This window comes from Tissierella sp. QWL-11 (genome assembly GCF_058683765.1).
This window is the reverse complement of sequence record NZ_CM178750.1, coordinates 232,082-248,793: the sequence shown is the minus strand read 5'-3', so window position 1 is coordinate 248,793 and position 16,712 is coordinate 232,082. Positions and strand designations below refer to the sequence as shown.

The 16,712-nt window shown below is 32.9% G+C and carries 15 protein-coding genes and 1 other annotated feature; all 15 genes read right to left on the bottom strand.

The annotated features are described in order from the left end of the window. Positions 1 to 8: 8 nt before the first annotated feature. Entirely contained in the window at positions 9 to 1,193 is a 1,185-nt protein-coding gene (locus AC4PG3_RS01225) for an aminotransferase-like domain-containing protein (protein WP_492197263.1), read from the bottom strand. A gap of 31 nt (positions 1,194 to 1,224) precedes the next feature. After that, positions 1,225 to 2,883, bottom strand: coding sequence for a dihydroxy-acid dehydratase (gene ilvD / locus AC4PG3_RS01220; RefSeq protein WP_492197262.1), 1,659 nt, complete (start codon positions 2,881 to 2,883; stop codon positions 1,225 to 1,227). A 24-nt stretch (positions 2,884 to 2,907) separates the two neighbouring features. Continuing rightward, on the bottom strand, positions 2,908 to 3,906 hold the full coding sequence (gene ilvC / locus AC4PG3_RS01215) for a ketol-acid reductoisomerase (protein ID WP_492198181.1): 999 nt from the start codon (positions 3,904 to 3,906) through the stop codon (positions 2,908 to 2,910). A 19-nt stretch (positions 3,907 to 3,925) separates the two neighbouring features. Next, positions 3,926 to 4,414, bottom strand: a complete 489-nt coding sequence (ilvN, locus tag AC4PG3_RS01210) for an acetolactate synthase small subunit (RefSeq protein ID WP_492197261.1) — start codon at positions 4,412 to 4,414, stop codon at positions 3,926 to 3,928. After that, positions 4,407 to 6,125 carry a biosynthetic-type acetolactate synthase large subunit gene (gene ilvB, locus AC4PG3_RS01205; protein ID WP_492197260.1) on the bottom strand — a complete coding sequence of 573 codons (1,719 nt, stop codon included), beginning with the start codon at positions 6,123 to 6,125 and terminating at the stop codon, positions 4,407 to 4,409. The genes ilvN and ilvB overlap by 8 nt, the downstream gene beginning before the upstream one ends. 416 nt (positions 6,126 to 6,541) lie before the next feature. Further along, on the bottom strand, positions 6,542 to 7,630 hold the full coding sequence (gene leuB, locus AC4PG3_RS01200) for a 3-isopropylmalate dehydrogenase (RefSeq protein WP_492197259.1): 1,089 nt from the start codon (positions 7,628 to 7,630) through the stop codon (positions 6,542 to 6,544). Between the two features lies 1 nt (position 7,631). Then, the gene (gene leuD, locus AC4PG3_RS01195) at positions 7,632 to 8,126 is read right to left on the bottom strand and encodes a 3-isopropylmalate dehydratase small subunit (protein WP_492197258.1); all 495 of its coding nucleotides are present in this window, start codon (positions 8,124 to 8,126) and stop codon (positions 7,632 to 7,634) included. After that, entirely contained in the window at positions 8,127 to 9,398 is a 1,272-nt protein-coding gene (gene leuC, locus AC4PG3_RS01190) for a 3-isopropylmalate dehydratase large subunit (protein WP_492197257.1), read from the bottom strand. An 18-nt stretch (positions 9,399 to 9,416) separates the two neighbouring features. Continuing rightward, positions 9,417 to 10,916: a 2-isopropylmalate synthase gene (locus AC4PG3_RS01185; protein WP_492197256.1), complete on the bottom strand. Its 1,500-nt coding sequence runs from the start codon at positions 10,914 to 10,916 to the stop codon at positions 9,417 to 9,419. Positions 10,917 to 10,970: 54 nt separating this feature from the next. After that, positions 10,971 to 11,205, bottom strand: a binding site (T-box leader). 279 nt (positions 11,206 to 11,484) lie between these two features. After that, a complete protein-coding gene (locus tag AC4PG3_RS01180; protein WP_492197255.1) occupies positions 11,485 to 11,862 on the bottom strand; it encodes a hypothetical protein in 378 nt (125 codons plus the stop codon). Positions 11,863 to 11,884: 22 nt separating this feature from the next. Next, entirely contained in the window at positions 11,885 to 12,418 is a 534-nt protein-coding gene (locus AC4PG3_RS01175; protein ID WP_492197254.1) for a hypothetical protein, read from the bottom strand. Between the two features lie 64 nt (positions 12,419 to 12,482). Beyond that, a complete protein-coding gene (locus tag AC4PG3_RS01170; RefSeq protein WP_492197253.1) occupies positions 12,483 to 13,646 on the bottom strand; it encodes an iron-containing alcohol dehydrogenase in 1,164 nt (387 codons plus the stop codon). A 94-nt stretch (positions 13,647 to 13,740) separates the two neighbouring features. Continuing rightward, positions 13,741 to 15,612, bottom strand: coding sequence for a molecular chaperone HtpG (gene htpG, locus AC4PG3_RS01165; RefSeq protein ID WP_492197252.1), 1,872 nt, complete (start codon positions 15,610 to 15,612; stop codon positions 13,741 to 13,743). 15 nt (positions 15,613 to 15,627) lie between these two features. Next, a complete protein-coding gene (locus AC4PG3_RS01160; RefSeq protein ID WP_492198180.1) occupies positions 15,628 to 15,855 on the bottom strand; it encodes a DUF951 domain-containing protein in 228 nt (75 codons plus the stop codon). Beyond that, positions 15,855 to 16,709, bottom strand: a complete 855-nt coding sequence (locus tag AC4PG3_RS01155) for a mechanosensitive ion channel family protein (protein WP_492197251.1) — start codon at positions 16,707 to 16,709, stop codon at positions 15,855 to 15,857. Before AC4PG3_RS01155 ends, AC4PG3_RS01160 begins: the two co-directional genes overlap by 1 nt. Positions 16,710 to 16,712 lie beyond the last annotated feature (3 nt).

Below are 16,712 nucleotides of genomic sequence, written 5' to 3'. Positions count from 1 at the left end.
CTTTCATTTTATATTGATTCTCTTAGTACTTTTCCCAGTCTTTTTATACCTTCTACTATTCTATCTTCACCCATATTAGAATAATTTAGCCTAAAGGTGTTTTCATGGCCTCCATTTGCAAAGAAGGAACCTCCTGGTACAAAGGCTACATTTTCTTCTAGAGCTTTTAGTGCTAGTTCTCTTCCATCTATATGCTTTGGAAGTACTACCCATGTAAATAATCCTCCATCTGGATAGGTCCATTTTACTTCCTTTGGAAATTCCTCTTCCATTGTCTTCATCATTATATTTCTACGATTTCCATATACTTTTCTCAAGTTTCTTATATGTTCTTCTATATCGTAATCTTCCAAAAACATGGATGCTTCCATTTGAGCAAGTGTATTAGTCTGAAGATCCGAGCTCTGTTTTACTAAAATATATTTTTCTAGTACTTCTTTCTTAGCTACTACCCAACCTAATCTCATTCCTGGACAAAATATCTTTGATAGTGTCCCAAAGAATATTACATTACCTTTAGTATCATAATGCTTTAGTGCTGGTAAAAAATCGCCCTCAAATCTTAGCTCTCCATAGGGATTATCCTCTAGTATCGCAATATCATATTCTTGGGCCAATTCTACTAATTTTTTCCTTCTCTCAATACTCCAAGTTCTACCTGATGGATTTTGGAAATCCGGTACTATATATATAAATTTAATATTTTTCGTAGTCTTAAGTACCCTTTCTAAATCCTCCATAACCATACCATGATCATCTGTCTCTATCTCTACAAATTCAGGTTCATAGGCCTTAAAGGCATTTATTGCACCTAGATAAGTTGGACTTTCACAAAGTACTACATCTCCCTTATTTAAGAAAATCTTACCAGAAAACTCTAGTCCCTGTTGGGAACCACTGGTTATAAGTATATTGTCTTCATCTATACCTTCTACACCCAGTTTTTTCATTCTCTTAGCAATAGTTTTTCTCAAGGGGACGTATCCTTCTGTCAAGCTGTATTGCAGTGCCTTTTCTCCATGTTCTTCTAGCACTTTTTTGCTTATTTCCATAAGTTCTGTGACTGGAAATAGCTCCTCGGCAGGAAGTCCACCTGCAAAGGATATTACCTCAGGCTTTTGAGTTAGTTTTAGGATTTCTCTGATCTCTGAAGCCTTCATGTTTTTCATTCTGTCAGCATATTTTAATTCCATAGATTTTACCTCCCCTTGTATTTTTAAACCTTTATGGATTGCATACTGCTCCAGTAGATGCAGATGTAACTATCTTTTGATACTTAAGAAGATATCCCTTGGCATTTGATTCTTTAGGTTCCCAATTTTTCCTTCTCTCTTCTAGAGTCTCACCATCTACTTTTAATTCTAATTTTCCCTGATTCATATCTATTTCTATAATATCTCCATCTTCAACTAAAGCTATAGGTCCTCCCAAAGCTGCCTCTGGTGATACATGGCCTATGGAAGCTCCCCTTGTAGCACCAGAAAATCTTCCATCTGTTATAAGTGCCACATCTTTATCCATACCTATACCTGCCAAAGAGGATGTAGGAGTAAGCATCTCTCTCATTCCAGGACCACCCTTAGGTCCTTCATATCTAATAACTAAGACTTCTCCTTTATTTATCTTCTTCCCTAATATAGCCTCTACTACTTCTTCTTCACTGTCAAATACTCTAGCTGGGCCACTATGAATTAGCATCTCTTTAGCTACAGCTGATCTTTTAACTACTGCTCCATCTGGGGCTAGATTACCTCTTAATACTGCAATTCCTCCAGTTTCACTATAAGGTTTATCTACAGAAGCTATAACTTTATGGTCTAATACTTTGTATTCCTCTATTATATCTCCAAGTTTTTTATTCATAACTGTGAGATTATCTAATTTGAGTAGGTCTTTTTCACTAAGATCATTCATCAAAGCCATAATTCCCCCAGCTTCATATAGATCTTGTATATGATATGGTCCTGCTGGACTTAGCTTACATAAATTTGGAGTTTTGCCACTTATGTCATTTATTCTATCTAGATTCATCTCTACCCCTGCTTCATGGGCTATAGCAGTTAAATGTAGTACTGTATTTGTAGAGCAACCTAGAGCCATATCTGCAACTAAGGCATTGTGAAAGGCATCATCTGTAAGTATCATACTTGGAGTTATATTTTGTCTTATAAGTTCCATTATCTGAATACCTGTATACTTTGCAAGTCTCATTCTCTCTGAGTATACTGCTGGAATAGTTCCATTTCCAGGTAGTGCCATTCCAAGGGCTTCTGTCATACAGTTCATGGAGTTGGCAGTAAACATTCCTGAACAGGATCCACAACTTGGACAGGCATTATTTTCCATACAATTTAATTCATCTTCAGAAATTGTTCCAGCCTTTACCTTTCCAACTGCTTCAAACATGGTACTTAAATCTATATTTTCGCCCTTATGTTTTCCTGCAAGCATTGCTCCACCACTTACTATAATGGCAGGTATATCAAGTCTTGCAGCCGCCATAAGCATGGCTGGTACTACCTTGTCACAATTTGGTATCATTACAAGTCCATCTAATCCATGGGCAAGTGCCATCACCTCTACAGTATCTGCTATTAACTCTCTACTTACTAGGGAATATTTCATACCTTCATGATTCATAGCTATACCATCACAAACTGCAATGGAGGGAAACTCCAAAGGAGTTCCTCCTGCCATTCTCACACCTGTTTTTACTGCTTCTGCAACTTCTCTTAAGTGTTTGTGTCCAGGTACTATTTCATTAAATGTATTTACAACACCTACTAGCGGATTTTTTATCTCTTCATCTATAAGTCCTAAGGCCTTCATCAAAGATCTATGAGGTGCCTTTTCTACTCCCATCTTTACATTGGAACTCTTCATGTGAACACTTCCTTACTTCTAAATTTATTTTTTTAACCAGCTCATCATCTTTCTAAGCTTCGCTCCTACTACTTCCATAGGATGTTCTCTCTCTATTCTTCTAGTAGCTTTAAAATGTGGTCTATTAGCTTGATTTTCCAATATCCAACTCTTTGCAAAGCTTCCATCTTGAATTTCCTTAAGAACCTTTCTCATTTCATCTCTTGTATCTTCTGTGATGATTCTCTTTCCAACTTCATAGTCTCCATATTCTGCTGTATCACTTATGGAGTATCTCATATAACTAAGTCCACCTTCATTTATCATATCCACTATTAGTTTCATTTCATGTACACATTCAAAATATGCACTTTCAGGATCATATCCAGCTTCTACCAATACTTCAAATCCTGCCTTCATAAGTTCAGTTACACCACCACAAAGCACTGCCTGTTCTCCAAATAAATCTGTTTCAGTTTCTTCTTTGAATGTAGTCTCAAGTACTCCTGCCCTAGATCCACCAAGACCAGCTGCATATGCAAGTGCCACATCCATTGCATCTCCTGTTACATCTTGGTATACAGTTGCCAAACATGGTACTCCTTTACCTTCTTGGAATTGGCTTCTTACAGTGTGTCCAGGTCCCTTTGGTGCAATCATAAATACATTTACATCCTCTGGAGGAACTATTTGACCATAATGAATATTAAATCCATGGGCAAATGCTAAGTATTTACCCTTAGTTAGATTTTCTTTTATAGATTCTTCATATAGTTTAACCTGTTTTTCATCATTTACTAGAATCATTATGATATCTGCCCATGCAGCAGCTTCCTTAGCAACTTTAACCTTCAAACCAGCTTCTTCTGCCTTTTCCCAGGATTTACTTCCCTCATATAATCCTACAACTACATCTACTCCTGACTCTTGAAGATTAAGGGCATGTGCATGACCTTGACTACCATATCCTATTATTGCTACCTTTTTGTCCTTTATTACCTCTAATTTACAATCCTCTTCATAATACATTTTTGCCATTTTAATCTCTCCTTTATTTAAATTATTACATCTTTTCTCCTCGGCTCATTGCAAGAATACCAGTCTTTGCAATTTCTAATACGCCGTATTTTTCCATCATATCTATAAAACCCCTCAATTTTTCCACATCTCCTGTAATCTCTATGGTTAATGAGTCTGGAGAAACATCCAGGACTTTACCTCTGTAAATGTCTGCTATTTGTACTATTTGAGCTCTAGTTTCATTATTGGCCTTAATCTTTATAAGCATGAGCTCCCGCCTTATTACACCTGTCTCAGGAAATATCTTTACCTTTACCACATCTACAATCTTATAAACTTGTTTTTGTATTTGATCTAAAATCTCATCATCACCCTCTACACTAAGGGTTAATCTGGCATATCCAGGTTTATTTGTGATACCTGCTGTCATCTTCTTAACAAAATATCCTCGTCTATTAAATAGAGACATTATCCTAACTACTATTCCATTTGTATTTTTTGCAATTACTAATATTTCATATGTCTTATTCATCTTCCAAAACCCCTCTCATACCCATTATCTTTGATACATCTGTACCTGATGGGATCATAGGATATACATTGGCTTCTTTTTCAACTATACAATTTATTAAAACCCCTTCATCAGAGTTTATTAGTTCTTCTAATGCTTCATCTAAATCTTCCCTTGTTCTAATAGTTGAGGTCCTTATACCATAAGCCTCTCCTATTTTTTCAAAATCAGGATTATAGTCTAAGTCTACAAAGGAATATCTCTTATCATTGAATATCTCTTGCCATTGCCTTACCATTCCAAGATAAGAATTGTTCATAATAATTACCTTCACTGGTAAATCATACTGCTTTATCATCATAAGCTCTTGGAAGGTCATTTGAAATCCTCCATCTCCTACTATGGCAATTACTTTCTTTTCCCTTCTTCCTATTTGAGCTCCTATAGCTGCTGGTAATCCAAATCCCATAGTTCCAGATCCACCTGAAGTAATAATAGAGTCTGGATGTTGAAAATCCATAAATTGAGCTACCCACATTTGATGTTGACCTACATCTGTAGCTATAATACAATCTCCCTTTACTATCTCATTTAACTTGCTTAAAATTTCTTGAGGCATTAAATTCTCTTGATTTTGTTTCACATATACTAGAGGAAACTCTTTTTTCCAGGAATTAACTTCATTTAACCAATCTAGATGTTGTAACTCAGATAATTTATAATTTAAATTATTTAATACATTTTTTAAATCCCCAACTATAGGTACATCTGTATTTTTGTTTTTTCCTATTTCTGCTGGATCTATATCTATATGAATTATCTTAGCATTTTTGCAAAACTTATCTGGATTCCCAGTTATTCTGTCATCAAATCTAATACCTGCTGCTATTACTAGATCTGCTTCTTCTGTGGCGTAATTTGCACTAACTGTGCCATGCATACCTACCATACCAAGGGCTAATTCATGTCTACTAGGAAATCCTCCTAATCCCAACAAGGTAGTGGCCACAGGTGTTTGGGTCTTTTCTGCCAATTGAATTAGTTCCTTAGACGCCTTAGACTTAAGTATACCTGCTCCTGCAATAATTAAAGGTTTCTTCGCCTTTGATATAAGTTTTAATGCTTTCTTTATCTGAATTGGATGACCATTGTAGTTAGGATCATACCCCTCTAAATCCAACTCTTTTTCAAATAAACTTTCAAACTCATTATATGGAATTTCTTGTAATTGAATATTCTTTGGTATATCTATAAGCACTGGTCCTGGCCTACCAGTTGAGGCTATAAAATATGACTCCTTTATTATTCTGGGAAGCTCCCTTATATCTTGCACTAAATAATTCATCTTTGTAATAGGCACTGTAATTCCTACAATATCACTTTCCTGAAAGGCATCCTTCCCCAAAAGTGAACTTCCAACCTGCCCTGTGATAGCTAATAGAGGTGTGGAGTCCATATGAGCTGTCATAATTCCAGTGACTAAATTTGTAGCCCCAGGACCTGAGGTTGCCAAGCACACTCCTACTTTTCCACTTGCTCTAGCATATCCATCTGCTTCATGAGCTGAACCCTGTTCATGTCTTGAGAAATAATGATTTATCCCTTTAAATTTATATATTTCATCATATATGGGAATAACACTCCCTCCAGGATATCCAAATATATCTCTTATACCTAATCTATATAATGACTCTAGTAAAATTCTTCCACCGCTTATCATCTTATCATCCATATTCTAACCACCTTTCTAAGGCTATAAGTAATACTTATATCTAATCCTTATAAATAAAAAACTCCCGTCACTAGAACACAATTATTTGTATACTAGGGACGAGAGTTTATCGTGGTACCACCCTTATTTACAATTTACTTACGTAAATCATCTTTTAAAGCCCATAAAACATTAGCTCTAGCCATATAACGGTGGCACTTCTTTTATAAAAAAGAATCCCGATCTCGATTACTTTAATTCATCTTGACAGTTCTGGAGTGATTATTATATATAAATTTAAACCTGACTCTCACCATATATCAGTTCTCTGTAGTTGTTTTTATACATAATTGTCTCCATCACAACTATTAATTATTAAATTAGAATTTATTTTATATGAAGTTTTCTGATAAGTCAAGCTTTTTATAAAATAAATTTTAATTTTGTACCATTTTTTTTAGATTTCCTAGTATCATCTCTGTCATTTGAACAGTTGTAAGATACTCTTCCTTTTCTCCCCTTATATCAAAAGTTCTATATCCATCTTCTAAAGTCTTTTCTACAGCATCATTTATTAATTTACTTTCCCTTTCAAGTCCAAATGAATACTTTATCATCATTGCTGCTGATAATATTGTAGCTATTGGATTTGCTATTCCTTTGCCAGTTATATCAGGAGCTGAACCATGTATTGGTTCAAATATTCCTTTTTTATCTTTTCCCATACTTGCAGAGGCAAGCATTCCAATTGAACCTGTAATCATACTTATTTCATCTGAAAGTATATCTCCAAATATATTTGAAGTTAGGATCACATCAAATTGTCTTGGATTTTTTACCACCTGCATAGCTGCATTATCTATATACATATGATTTAAACTTACTTCTTTATAATCCTTTGCAACTTCTTCTACTACTTTTCTCCAAAGTCTAGAACTTTCAAGGACATTTGCCTTATCCACACTTGTAAGTTTTTTATCTCTTTTCATAGCCATTTCAAATCCTATTCTTGCTATCCTCTCTATTTCCATTTCACTGTATACTTCTACATCATAGGCAGATTTTCCTAGGTCTGTATCCTTAATTCCCTTTTCCCCGAAGTATATTCCACCTGTCAATTCCCTTACCACACATATATCGAATCCATCCTTTATGATTTCATCCTTTAGTGGAGAAGAATTCTTTAGAGATTTAAACAGATATCCTGGTCTTAAATTTGCAAAGGTCTTTAGTTCTTTCCTAAGTCCTAAAATTGCCCTCTCAGGTCTTTTGTCACTTGGAAGACTATCCCATTTATCTCCTCCAACTGCTCCAAACAAGACTGAATCACTTTCCTTACAAATCCTTATGGTCTCCTTTGGCAAAGGGTCTCCATACTCATCATAGGCTGCTCCACCTACAAGTGCCTCTTTATATATAAATTGGTGATTGTAGACTCTTCCTACTTCATCTAAGACTTTCATAGCAGATTCAACTATTTCTGGCCCTATTCCATCACCCTTTGTAATTGCTATTTTATACTCCATCTTAATCACCTATTCTTTCTGATACATAGTTTATAAGTCCACCATTCTTTATTATTCCTTGAATAAATTCTGGATAAGGCTCTATATTATATTCTTCATTCTTGCTTATATTTTTTATTTTTCCCTTTGCAAAGTCTACCTCTACTTTATCTCCTGGACCTATTTTCTCTGAAGCCTCTTTACTCTCAATTATTGGAAGACCTATATTAAATGAATTCCTATAAAATATTCTGGCAAAACTTTCAGCTATTACGCAGGATATCCCTGAACCCTTTATAGCTATTGGAGCATGCTCTCTAGATGAACCACATCCGAAGTTTTTCCTTCCTACTATGATATCTCCATCCTTTACTTTTCTGGGAAAACTCTCATCTATTTCCTTCATACAGTATTTCTTAAGTTCTACAGGATCTGATGTTGAAAGATATCTTGCAGGAATTATTACATCTGTATCTATATTGTCTCCATATTTAAATACTCTTCCCTTTGCCTTCATTTAAACTTCCCCCTCTATATCCTCTGGATTTGTAATCTTTCCTGTAATAGCTGAAGCTGCTGCCACTGCTGGACTTGCAAGATAAACTTCAGAAGTTTTATGACCCATTCTACCTATGAAATTTCTATTTGTAGTTGCTACTGCTCTCTCACCTTGTGCAAGTATACCCATATGTCCACCTAAGCAAGGTCCACATGTAGGTGTACTTACTATTGCTCCAGCCTCTATAAATATCTTAAGTAATCCTTCTTCCATGGCTTGTAAATATATTTTTTGAGTAGCTGGAAATATAATCGTCCTAACTCTCTTATTTATTTTTTTATCTTTAAGTACTTTTGCCGCCATTCTCAAATCTTCTATTCTCCCATTTGTACAAGAACCTATTACAACTTGGTCTATATCTATATCCCCTACTTCATCTATGATTCTTGTATTGTCAGGGCTATGGGGGAAACTTACTGTTGGTCTAATTTCACTTAAATCTATAGTATACTTCTGACTGTAATTAGCATCAATATCGCTTTTATAGACTTTAAATTCCTTATTTGAGTGTTCCTTTATATATTCCAAAGTCTTTTCATCTACTTCAAATATTCCATTTTTAGCTCCTGCCTCTATTGCCATATTTGATATTGTAAATCTATCATCCATACTAAGATTTTTTAATCCATTTCCAGTAAATTCCATAGATTTATAAAGAGCTCCATCTACCCCAATTTTTCCTATAATATGAAGAATTATATCTTTACCACTTATCCATTTATCAGGCTTACCTATTAATTCAAATTCTATGGCCTCTGGTACTTTAAACCAAGCCTTTCCCCATGCCATAGCAGCTGCCATATCTGTACTTCCTACTCCTGTTGAAAAAGCTCCTAGGGCACCATAGGTACAAGTATGAGAATCTGCTCCTATTACTACATCTCCAGGAACTACTAACCCCTTCTCAGGAAGTAGGGCGTGCTCTATGCCCATCTGGCCTATTTCAAAATAGTTTTCTATTTTCTTATCATATGCAAAGGCTCTCATATATTTACATTGTTCTGCTGATTTTATATCTTTATTTGGAGCAAAGTGATCTGGTACTAATGCAATTTTATTTTTATCAAATACATCTTTTACACCTATTTTCTCAAATTCTTTTATAGCTACTGGTGCTGTAATATCATTTCCCAAGACCATATCTAGGTTTGACTCTATAAATTGTCCTGGATGAACACTTTCTAAGCCTGCGTGATTTGCTAATATCTTCTGGGTCATTGTCATTCCCATACTATCCCTCTTTTCTGTTTATTGAATTTTATTTATGGCATCTAGGTAAGCATTTATACTAGCCTCTACTACATTTACACTTGCATCCCTTCCTGAGTAGTGATTGTCATTATATCTAAGCTTTACTTTGACATATCCTAAAGCATCTGTCCCCTCTGTTATAGATTGAAGAAAATAGTCTTCAAGAACTACATCCATATCTAAACATTTTTCAATTGCACTAATCGCTGCATCTACAGGACCTCCTGCTGAAGCTGTCTTTTCTATTTCTTTCCCATCTATTTCAAGTAATACTGAGGCTATGGTACTTATGGTATTTCCAGTATTTACTACAAACCTTTTTAGTTTATATCTATCATCTTCTCTATTAGTCTTTCTTGTGATGATAACCTCTATATCACTGTCATATATTACCTTCTTTTGATCTGCAAGATGTTTGAATTTTTCGAAAGCTCTATTTAAATCTTTTTCTGATAAATCAAATCCCAAGGACCTTACCTTATCTTTAAAAGCGTGTCTACCAGAGTGTTTTCCAAGAACCATCTTATTAGCTTTAAGCCCAATGGATTCAGGTGTCATAATTTCATAGGTTTCACGATTATTTAAAACTCCGTGTTGGTGAATTCCTGATTCATGAGCAAATGCATTAGCTCCTACAATTGCCTTATTTGGCTGAACATAAACTCCTGTGATGCTACTTAGAAGATTACTAGTCTTGAGTATTTCTTCTGTTATTATATTTGTTTGAAAATTATATATATCTTTTCTAGTATTTAGGATCATAGCAATTTCTTCTAGAGCTGCATTTCCAGCTCTCTCTCCTATACCATTTATTGTACATTCAAACTGCCTTGCCCCTGCCTTTAAAGCGGCTAATGTATTTGCAACTGCTAATCCTAAATCATTATGACAATGTACTGATATGATTGCAGTATCTAGATATTTTGATTTTTCTCTTATCTCCATTATGAATTCATAAAATTTATCTGGAGTCATATAACCTACAGTATCTGGTATATTTATAATCTTTGCTCCTGCCTGTATTGCTCTATCAAATATATGTGCTAAAAAGTCTGTAGAACTTCTAGTTGCATCTTCTGCAGAAAATTCTACCTCAGGGCAAAGGCTGCTTGCATACTTAACCATATCTTCAGCTCTTTTTACTACTTCTTCAGGCTCCATTTTCAATTTATATTTCATATGAATATCTGAAGTAGCTATAAATGTATGTATCCTAGGTTTTTCTGCTTCTTTTACAGCTTCCCAAGCTGTATCTATATCAGATTTTTTGGCTCTTGATAAAACTGTCACTGTAGAATTTTTTATTTCCTTAGATATTTCTCTTATGGAATCAAAATCTCCCTTTGAAGCAGCAGCAAATCCAGCTTCTATTACATCGACTCCAAGTCTTTCTAATTGTTTAGCAAGAAGTAATTTTTCTCTTTTATTCATACTACATCCAGGGGATTGTTCACCATCCCTTAAGGTTGTATCGAAAAAATGTATTTTATTATCCATTTACAAAACCCCCTTAAATTAAAAAATCCCTCGTCTCTATAAGTTATATAAACTTATAGGGACGAAGGATAAATATTCGTGTTACCACCCTAATTCACAGTAAACTGCCTCTTTCCTAGACTATTATCTAGTATCCATATAACGGTGGAACCGTCTTATCCTACTAATTTCCATTTTCAGATAAGCTGCTAAGAAGCTAGTATTGTATATCTCTCTGATGCTAATTTTCACCAAACATTAGCTCTCTTTGATCAAAGTAGGATATCTTTCTCTTCTCAATCGCTTTTTTATATTAAGGATGATTATATATTATAGACAAAGTATTTGTCAAGTGTCATTTTTTAAATATTTATTGTTTTTTGAATAATATTATAAAATTAGATGCTCCTAATCAAGTCCACACCTAATAATTTTATTTTTTAATTTTTAAATTTATTTTTGAGCTTTTTTATATAAAATTAGTAAAAATAATTCTATTTATTAGAATTCTATCTACAGATACATATGTTTTTAATTTAAATATAAATATAAAAAACCTCTAAATCTTAAATTTAGAGGTTCTCATATATTATCCTATAACTTTTCTCTTTACTTTATTAATTCCTAACCAACTAATCCCAGAAATAGCTGCTATGGATCCTAGTTTTCCACCTATTCCTAAGAAGACATCTTGAGTTAGTAAAAATAAGATACCACATAAAAGTCCTACAAATACCATATCCTTCATACTTGGAAACTTCTCTCTAGATACCATTGCTGCGTAGGATCCAGTTGTGGCAACAACTGCAAGCATAACTCCACCATCTTTAAATATATATGGTAATATTATTCCTGATACTAAAGTAACTATTGCTGAAGCTAATACAGGACCTTTTTTCAAATGTATGCTAATAAAATAAGTTAAACATGTCGATATTATGGATACTACTATAATCATAGATGTCATTTTAATGTCTTCCTGCCCTTCATTAAATAAATAACCCTAGTATTATTCTTACTATTTGAGTTGAAAATGCTGCTGTAGTGCCACCTTTTCCACCAATACCATTATAAGCTTCTTGAGAAAGTACAATTACAATACCTGCAATAATTCCTCCAATACCTGCTATCATCATTGACGGAATAACTTTTTGCCCTGACATTCCAACAAATGAAGCTACATAATAAGCTCCTGCCAGTTTAGGTGAAAACACTAAAGCTACTACTACTCCAACTAATCCATTAGATACAATTGGTCCTAATCCTAGATCATGATTCATATACCATGTTATAGCTGCAGCTAAAAATGTACCTACTATTATTTCTAAATTTACTAAATTAAATTTATCTTCTTTAAACTTCTTTAATTCTTGAAAATGATCCATTAAACCTATTGAAAAGAACATTATAATCATAAATATCAAAGCTTTATTCCATAAAAATTCATGACCTATAAATGCAGAAAAAAGCATTATAACACCAATTAAAGTATAATAAAATAAAATATTTATCTTTTTTAGCATATATCCTCCTTTGATATAATAACTTTGTCATTTATCTAACATAGTTATTATATCAAAATTCGATCTATTTTGCCAATATATAAATATTTTCCACATCTTTTTGATTTAATTGTCTAAAGCTTCCGAGTTTACCTCTATCTGTAGCTTTTTTTGCCATATTTTTAAACTCATCAGTAGGGAGTCCTTCTTCTTTAAAGCTTGTAGAAACACCTACAGTCTGTAAAAAGTTTTCAAATGCAGAGATACCTTCTTTTATTATTTCTTCTTGTGTTTTTTCATCAGTTAAAACTCCAAATACATTTACTGCAAATTTTACAAATCTCTTTGGATCCTCATTGTATACATATTTCATCCATGCAGGAAAAATAATTCCTAAAGTAGTTCCATGGGTTGTACCATATAGTGCACTTATTTCATGGGCTATATTATGACTTGCCCAATCTTCATCTCTACCCATACCAAGTAATCCATTATGGGCTATAGTTCCAGCTAACATTATCTCAGCTCTAGCATTATAATCATCTGGATTTTCTTTTAATATATATGAATTCTTTATAATATTTTTCATTGTTGATTCAGCTAATCCATCTATTAAATCTACATTTTCAGTCTTTGTAAAGTATCTTTCAAATATATGGGAAAGTATATCCATAATTCCAGTAAATGTAAGTTTAGGATTTAAAGTCATAGTGATCTCTGGATCCATTATAGCAAATTTAGGTCTCATAATAGAATGTCCTACATCTCTTTTATATAGGCCTTCTTCCTTTGTAATAACTGCACCTGTACTTGCTTCACTACCTGTAGCTGGAATGGTAAGTATTACCCCTACTGGAAGGGTATCTATAACTTCTGTATCTCTAGTGAAAAAGTCCCATACATCTCCATCATAAAAATGCCCTATACCTATGGATTTAGCCGAGTCTATAACACTTCCACCACCAACTGCAAGTATTAAATCTATATCATTTTGTTTAGTGATTTTTATACCTTCTCTTACAAGACTAAGTTTTGGATTTGGTTCAACTCCGCCTAATTCAAAAACTTCACATTCCATAGACTTTAAAATGTCTATAACCTTATCATATAGTCCATATTTCTTTATACTTCCTCCACCATAATGAAGTAAAATTTTCTTATATTTACCTTCAATAAGTTCTTTTAAATTATCTACTGAACCATTCCCAAATACGATTTCAGTAGGGCATGAAAACTTAAAATTATTCATTCTAATATCCCCCTTTATAGTCTATTTATCCTTATACCCTTAATAAGATAAATTATAGGAGAGGAAATAAAAAATAGAGCCTAGGCTCTATTTTTTATAACAATTTCCAAATATTATTTGTAAACTCTACTGGATCCTCTAAAGGAAGCCCTTCTATCAATCTAGCTTGATTGTAAAGTAGACTTGTATAGAGTTTTAAATCATCTTCATTTTTATCATATACAGATTTTAATCTTTCAAATACTGGGTGATTCATATTGATTTCAAGTACTTTTTCTGCCTTTATATCTCCACTATTAGGCATTTGTCTCAACACCTTTTCCATCTCAATGGAAAGTTCTCCTTCACTTGCCAAATAAACTGGATGGCTTTTAAGCTTATTTGTACCCTTTACATTCTTGACTTTTCCAGATAGATATTCTTCCATCTTAGAAAATAGATCCTTATTTTCCTCTATCTTTTCTTCTTCTTCCTTTTTTTCTTCTTTATCTAAATCTAAATCACTACTTGAAACTGATTTAAACTGTTTTTCCTCATAATTTTGTAGAATTTTTACTGCAAATTCATCTATATCATCTGTAAGATAAAGTATTTCCATACCCTTATCTTTTACAAACTCTACTTGAGGCAATCTATCTATTCTACTTATTGATTCTCCTGTTGCATAGTAGATATTTTCTTGATCTTCTTGCATCTCTTCTATATACTCTTTTAAAGTAATCATCTTTTCTCTCTTTGAGGAGTAAAATAATATTAAATCCTTTAAAACATCTTTATTTACACCAAAGTCATTATAAATTCCAAACTTTAATTGTCTTCCAAAACTTTCAAAGAATTTTTCATAGTTTTCTCTGTCATTTTCAAGTAAAGATAAAAGTTCTTCTTTTATCTTATCTCTTATCTTTTTAGCCATTAATTTTAACTGTCTATCATGTTGTAACATCTCTCTAGAGATATTTAAAGATAGATCTTCAGAATCTACTACACCCTTTACAAAGCTAAAGTAATCTGGAAGTAAATCAGAGGATTTCTCCATTATAAGGACACCACTTGAATATAATTCTAAACCTTTTTCATATTCTTTAGTGTAAAAATCATATGGAGCTTCCTTTGGAATAAATAATATTGCATCATATCTCATAATTCCATCTACACTTAAGTGAATAGATTTAAGTGGTTTATCAAAGCCAAAATGCTTTTCAGTATAAAAGTTTTCATAGTCTTCATCTGTAAGTTCATTTTTATTTTTCTTCCAAATTGGAACTCTACTATTTATAGTTTTTTCTACTACTTCTTCCTCAAATTCCTCTTCTCCCTCTTTAGGCTTCATTTCAGTAATATCCATTTTTATAGGATATCTTATAAAATCAGAGTATTTTTTGATTATATTTCTAATCCTATACTCTTCTAAGAATTGATCATAATCTTCATCTTCTGTGTTTTCCTTTAATTCTAAGATTATATTTGTACCTATATCTGCCTTTTCTGCTTCTTCTATAATATAACCTTCAGTACCTTCTGACTCCCATTTATATGCTGTTTCACCATTTAAAGACTTAGAAATTACAGTTACCTTATCTGCTACCATAAACGCCGAATAAAACCCTACTCCAAATTGACCTATTATATCTACTTCTTCTTTTTTTAGATTTTCCTCTTTAAATAAAAATGATCCACTCTTTGCTATTGTACCTAGATTATCCTCTAACTCTTCTTTGGTCATTCCTATACCTTTATCAATAATTTGTAATCTTCTATTGTCTTTATCTATATCTACTTTTATAAAATAATCCTCTTTATTAAATTCTATATTTTTATCTGTAAGAGCTTTATAATATATCTTATCTATTGCATCACTTGAATTAGATATAAGCTCTCTTAAAAATATCTCCTTATTTGTGTAAATAGAATTGATCATCAAATCTAAAAGTCTCTTAGACTCTGCTCTAAATTCTTTTTTTGTCATGAATTAATTCTCCCCTTATTTATCTTCTTCTTTTTTATGATGAATAATAGATATCCATTTTTCATCTACTAATATTTTTCTAACCCTTTTTTCAAAATCTATTCTGGATAGCCAAACTTGCCTATCACAGCCCATACACCTTAGTTTAATATCTACACCAGTTCTTATGATTTCCCATTTGTTTTCACCACAAGGATGCCCTTTTTTAAGGGTAACCAAGTCTCCTACTTCATAATGTAAAATCAACTCTCTCCACCTCCAATAATTACCATCTTAGAATAAGGTATTTCTATATCTGCTTGCTCTAAAGCTTCCTTTGCCTTTTTTCTAATCTCTCTTTCAACTGCCCATTGTTCTAATGGAGTAGTTTTGGCAATAATAGTTAGGATTACATCACTTCCACCTAATCCAGTTATACCCATTACACTTGGCCCATCTAATACATCTTCATTATTTTCTTTGATATCCCTACAAACTTTTTCTAATACACCTATTGCCTTATCTACATTTTCTTCATAAGCTATAGATATATCTACTTTAGCTCTCATTGCACCTCTAGTTTTATTTGTTACAATAGCTATATTTCCATTTGGTATAATATGAAGCTCTCCAGAGAAATCTCTTAGCTTAGTTACTCTAAGACCCAATTCTTCTACATATCCTTCAAATTTATCTATCTGTACAAAATCACCTACAGAATATTGATCCTCCATTATTATAAAAAAGCCTGTAATCACATCTTTTACTAAAGACTGTGCTCCAAAACCTATTGCAAGACCACCTATACCAGCTGTTGCTATAATAGACTTGGTATCTATATCAAAAGTCTCTAGGGAAATCATAACACCTATAAATACCAAAAGATATTTTGCAATTTTTTTAACAACTTCTCCTAATGTTTTTGCTCTTTTATTATTTATCAATATATTTGAACCTTTTTTCTCCTTAAAGGCCCTATCAATTAATCTATTTACTATCTTCACCATTATAGATACAACAAAAAATATCAGTACAACACTTAAAATTTTTCCTACAATAGTAAGTGCACCTGCTTCATTTCTTAAAATTGGATCTAAAAACTCTCTTATATCTTGCATGCT

What these genes read in the sequence shown, in the direction of transcription:
- AC4PG3_RS01225 (WP_492197263.1), bottom strand. Translation starts at nt 1,193, where the DNA reads ATGGAATTAAAATATGCTGACAGAATGAAAAACATGAAGGCTTCAGAG.
- ilvD (WP_492197262.1), bottom strand. Translation starts at nt 2,883, where the DNA reads ATGAAGAGTTCCAATGTAAAGATGGGAGTAGAAAAGGCACCTCATAGA.
- ilvN (WP_492197261.1), bottom strand. Translation starts at nt 4,414, where the DNA reads ATGAATAAGACATATGAAATATTAGTAATTGCAAAAAATACAAATGGA.
- ilvB (WP_492197260.1), bottom strand. Translation starts at nt 6,125, where the DNA reads ATGGATGATAAGATGATAAGCGGTGGAAGAATTTTACTAGAGTCATTA.
- leuB (WP_492197259.1), bottom strand. Translation starts at nt 7,630, where the DNA reads ATGGAGTATAAAATAGCAATTACAAAGGGTGATGGAATAGGGCCAGAA.
- leuD (WP_492197258.1), bottom strand. Translation starts at nt 8,126, where the DNA reads ATGAAGGCAAAGGGAAGAGTATTTAAATATGGAGACAATATAGATACA.
- leuC (WP_492197257.1), bottom strand. Translation starts at nt 9,398, where the DNA reads ATGGGAATGACAATGACCCAGAAGATATTAGCAAATCACGCAGGCTTA.
- AC4PG3_RS01185 (WP_492197256.1), bottom strand. Translation starts at nt 10,916, where the DNA reads ATGGATAATAAAATACATTTTTTCGATACAACCTTAAGGGATGGTGAA.
- AC4PG3_RS01180 (WP_492197255.1), bottom strand. Translation starts at nt 11,862, where the DNA reads ATGACATCTATGATTATAGTAGTATCCATAATATCGACATGTTTAACT.
- AC4PG3_RS01175 (WP_492197254.1), bottom strand. Translation starts at nt 12,418, where the DNA reads ATGCTAAAAAAGATAAATATTTTATTTTATTATACTTTAATTGGTGTT.
- AC4PG3_RS01170 (WP_492197253.1), bottom strand. Translation starts at nt 13,646, where the DNA reads ATGAATAATTTTAAGTTTTCATGCCCTACTGAAATCGTATTTGGGAAT.
- htpG (WP_492197252.1), bottom strand. Translation starts at nt 15,612, where the DNA reads ATGACAAAAAAAGAATTTAGAGCAGAGTCTAAGAGACTTTTAGATTTG.
- AC4PG3_RS01155 (WP_492197251.1), bottom strand. Translation starts at nt 16,709, where the DNA reads ATGCAAGATATAAGAGAGTTTTTAGATCCAATTTTAAGAAATGAAGCA.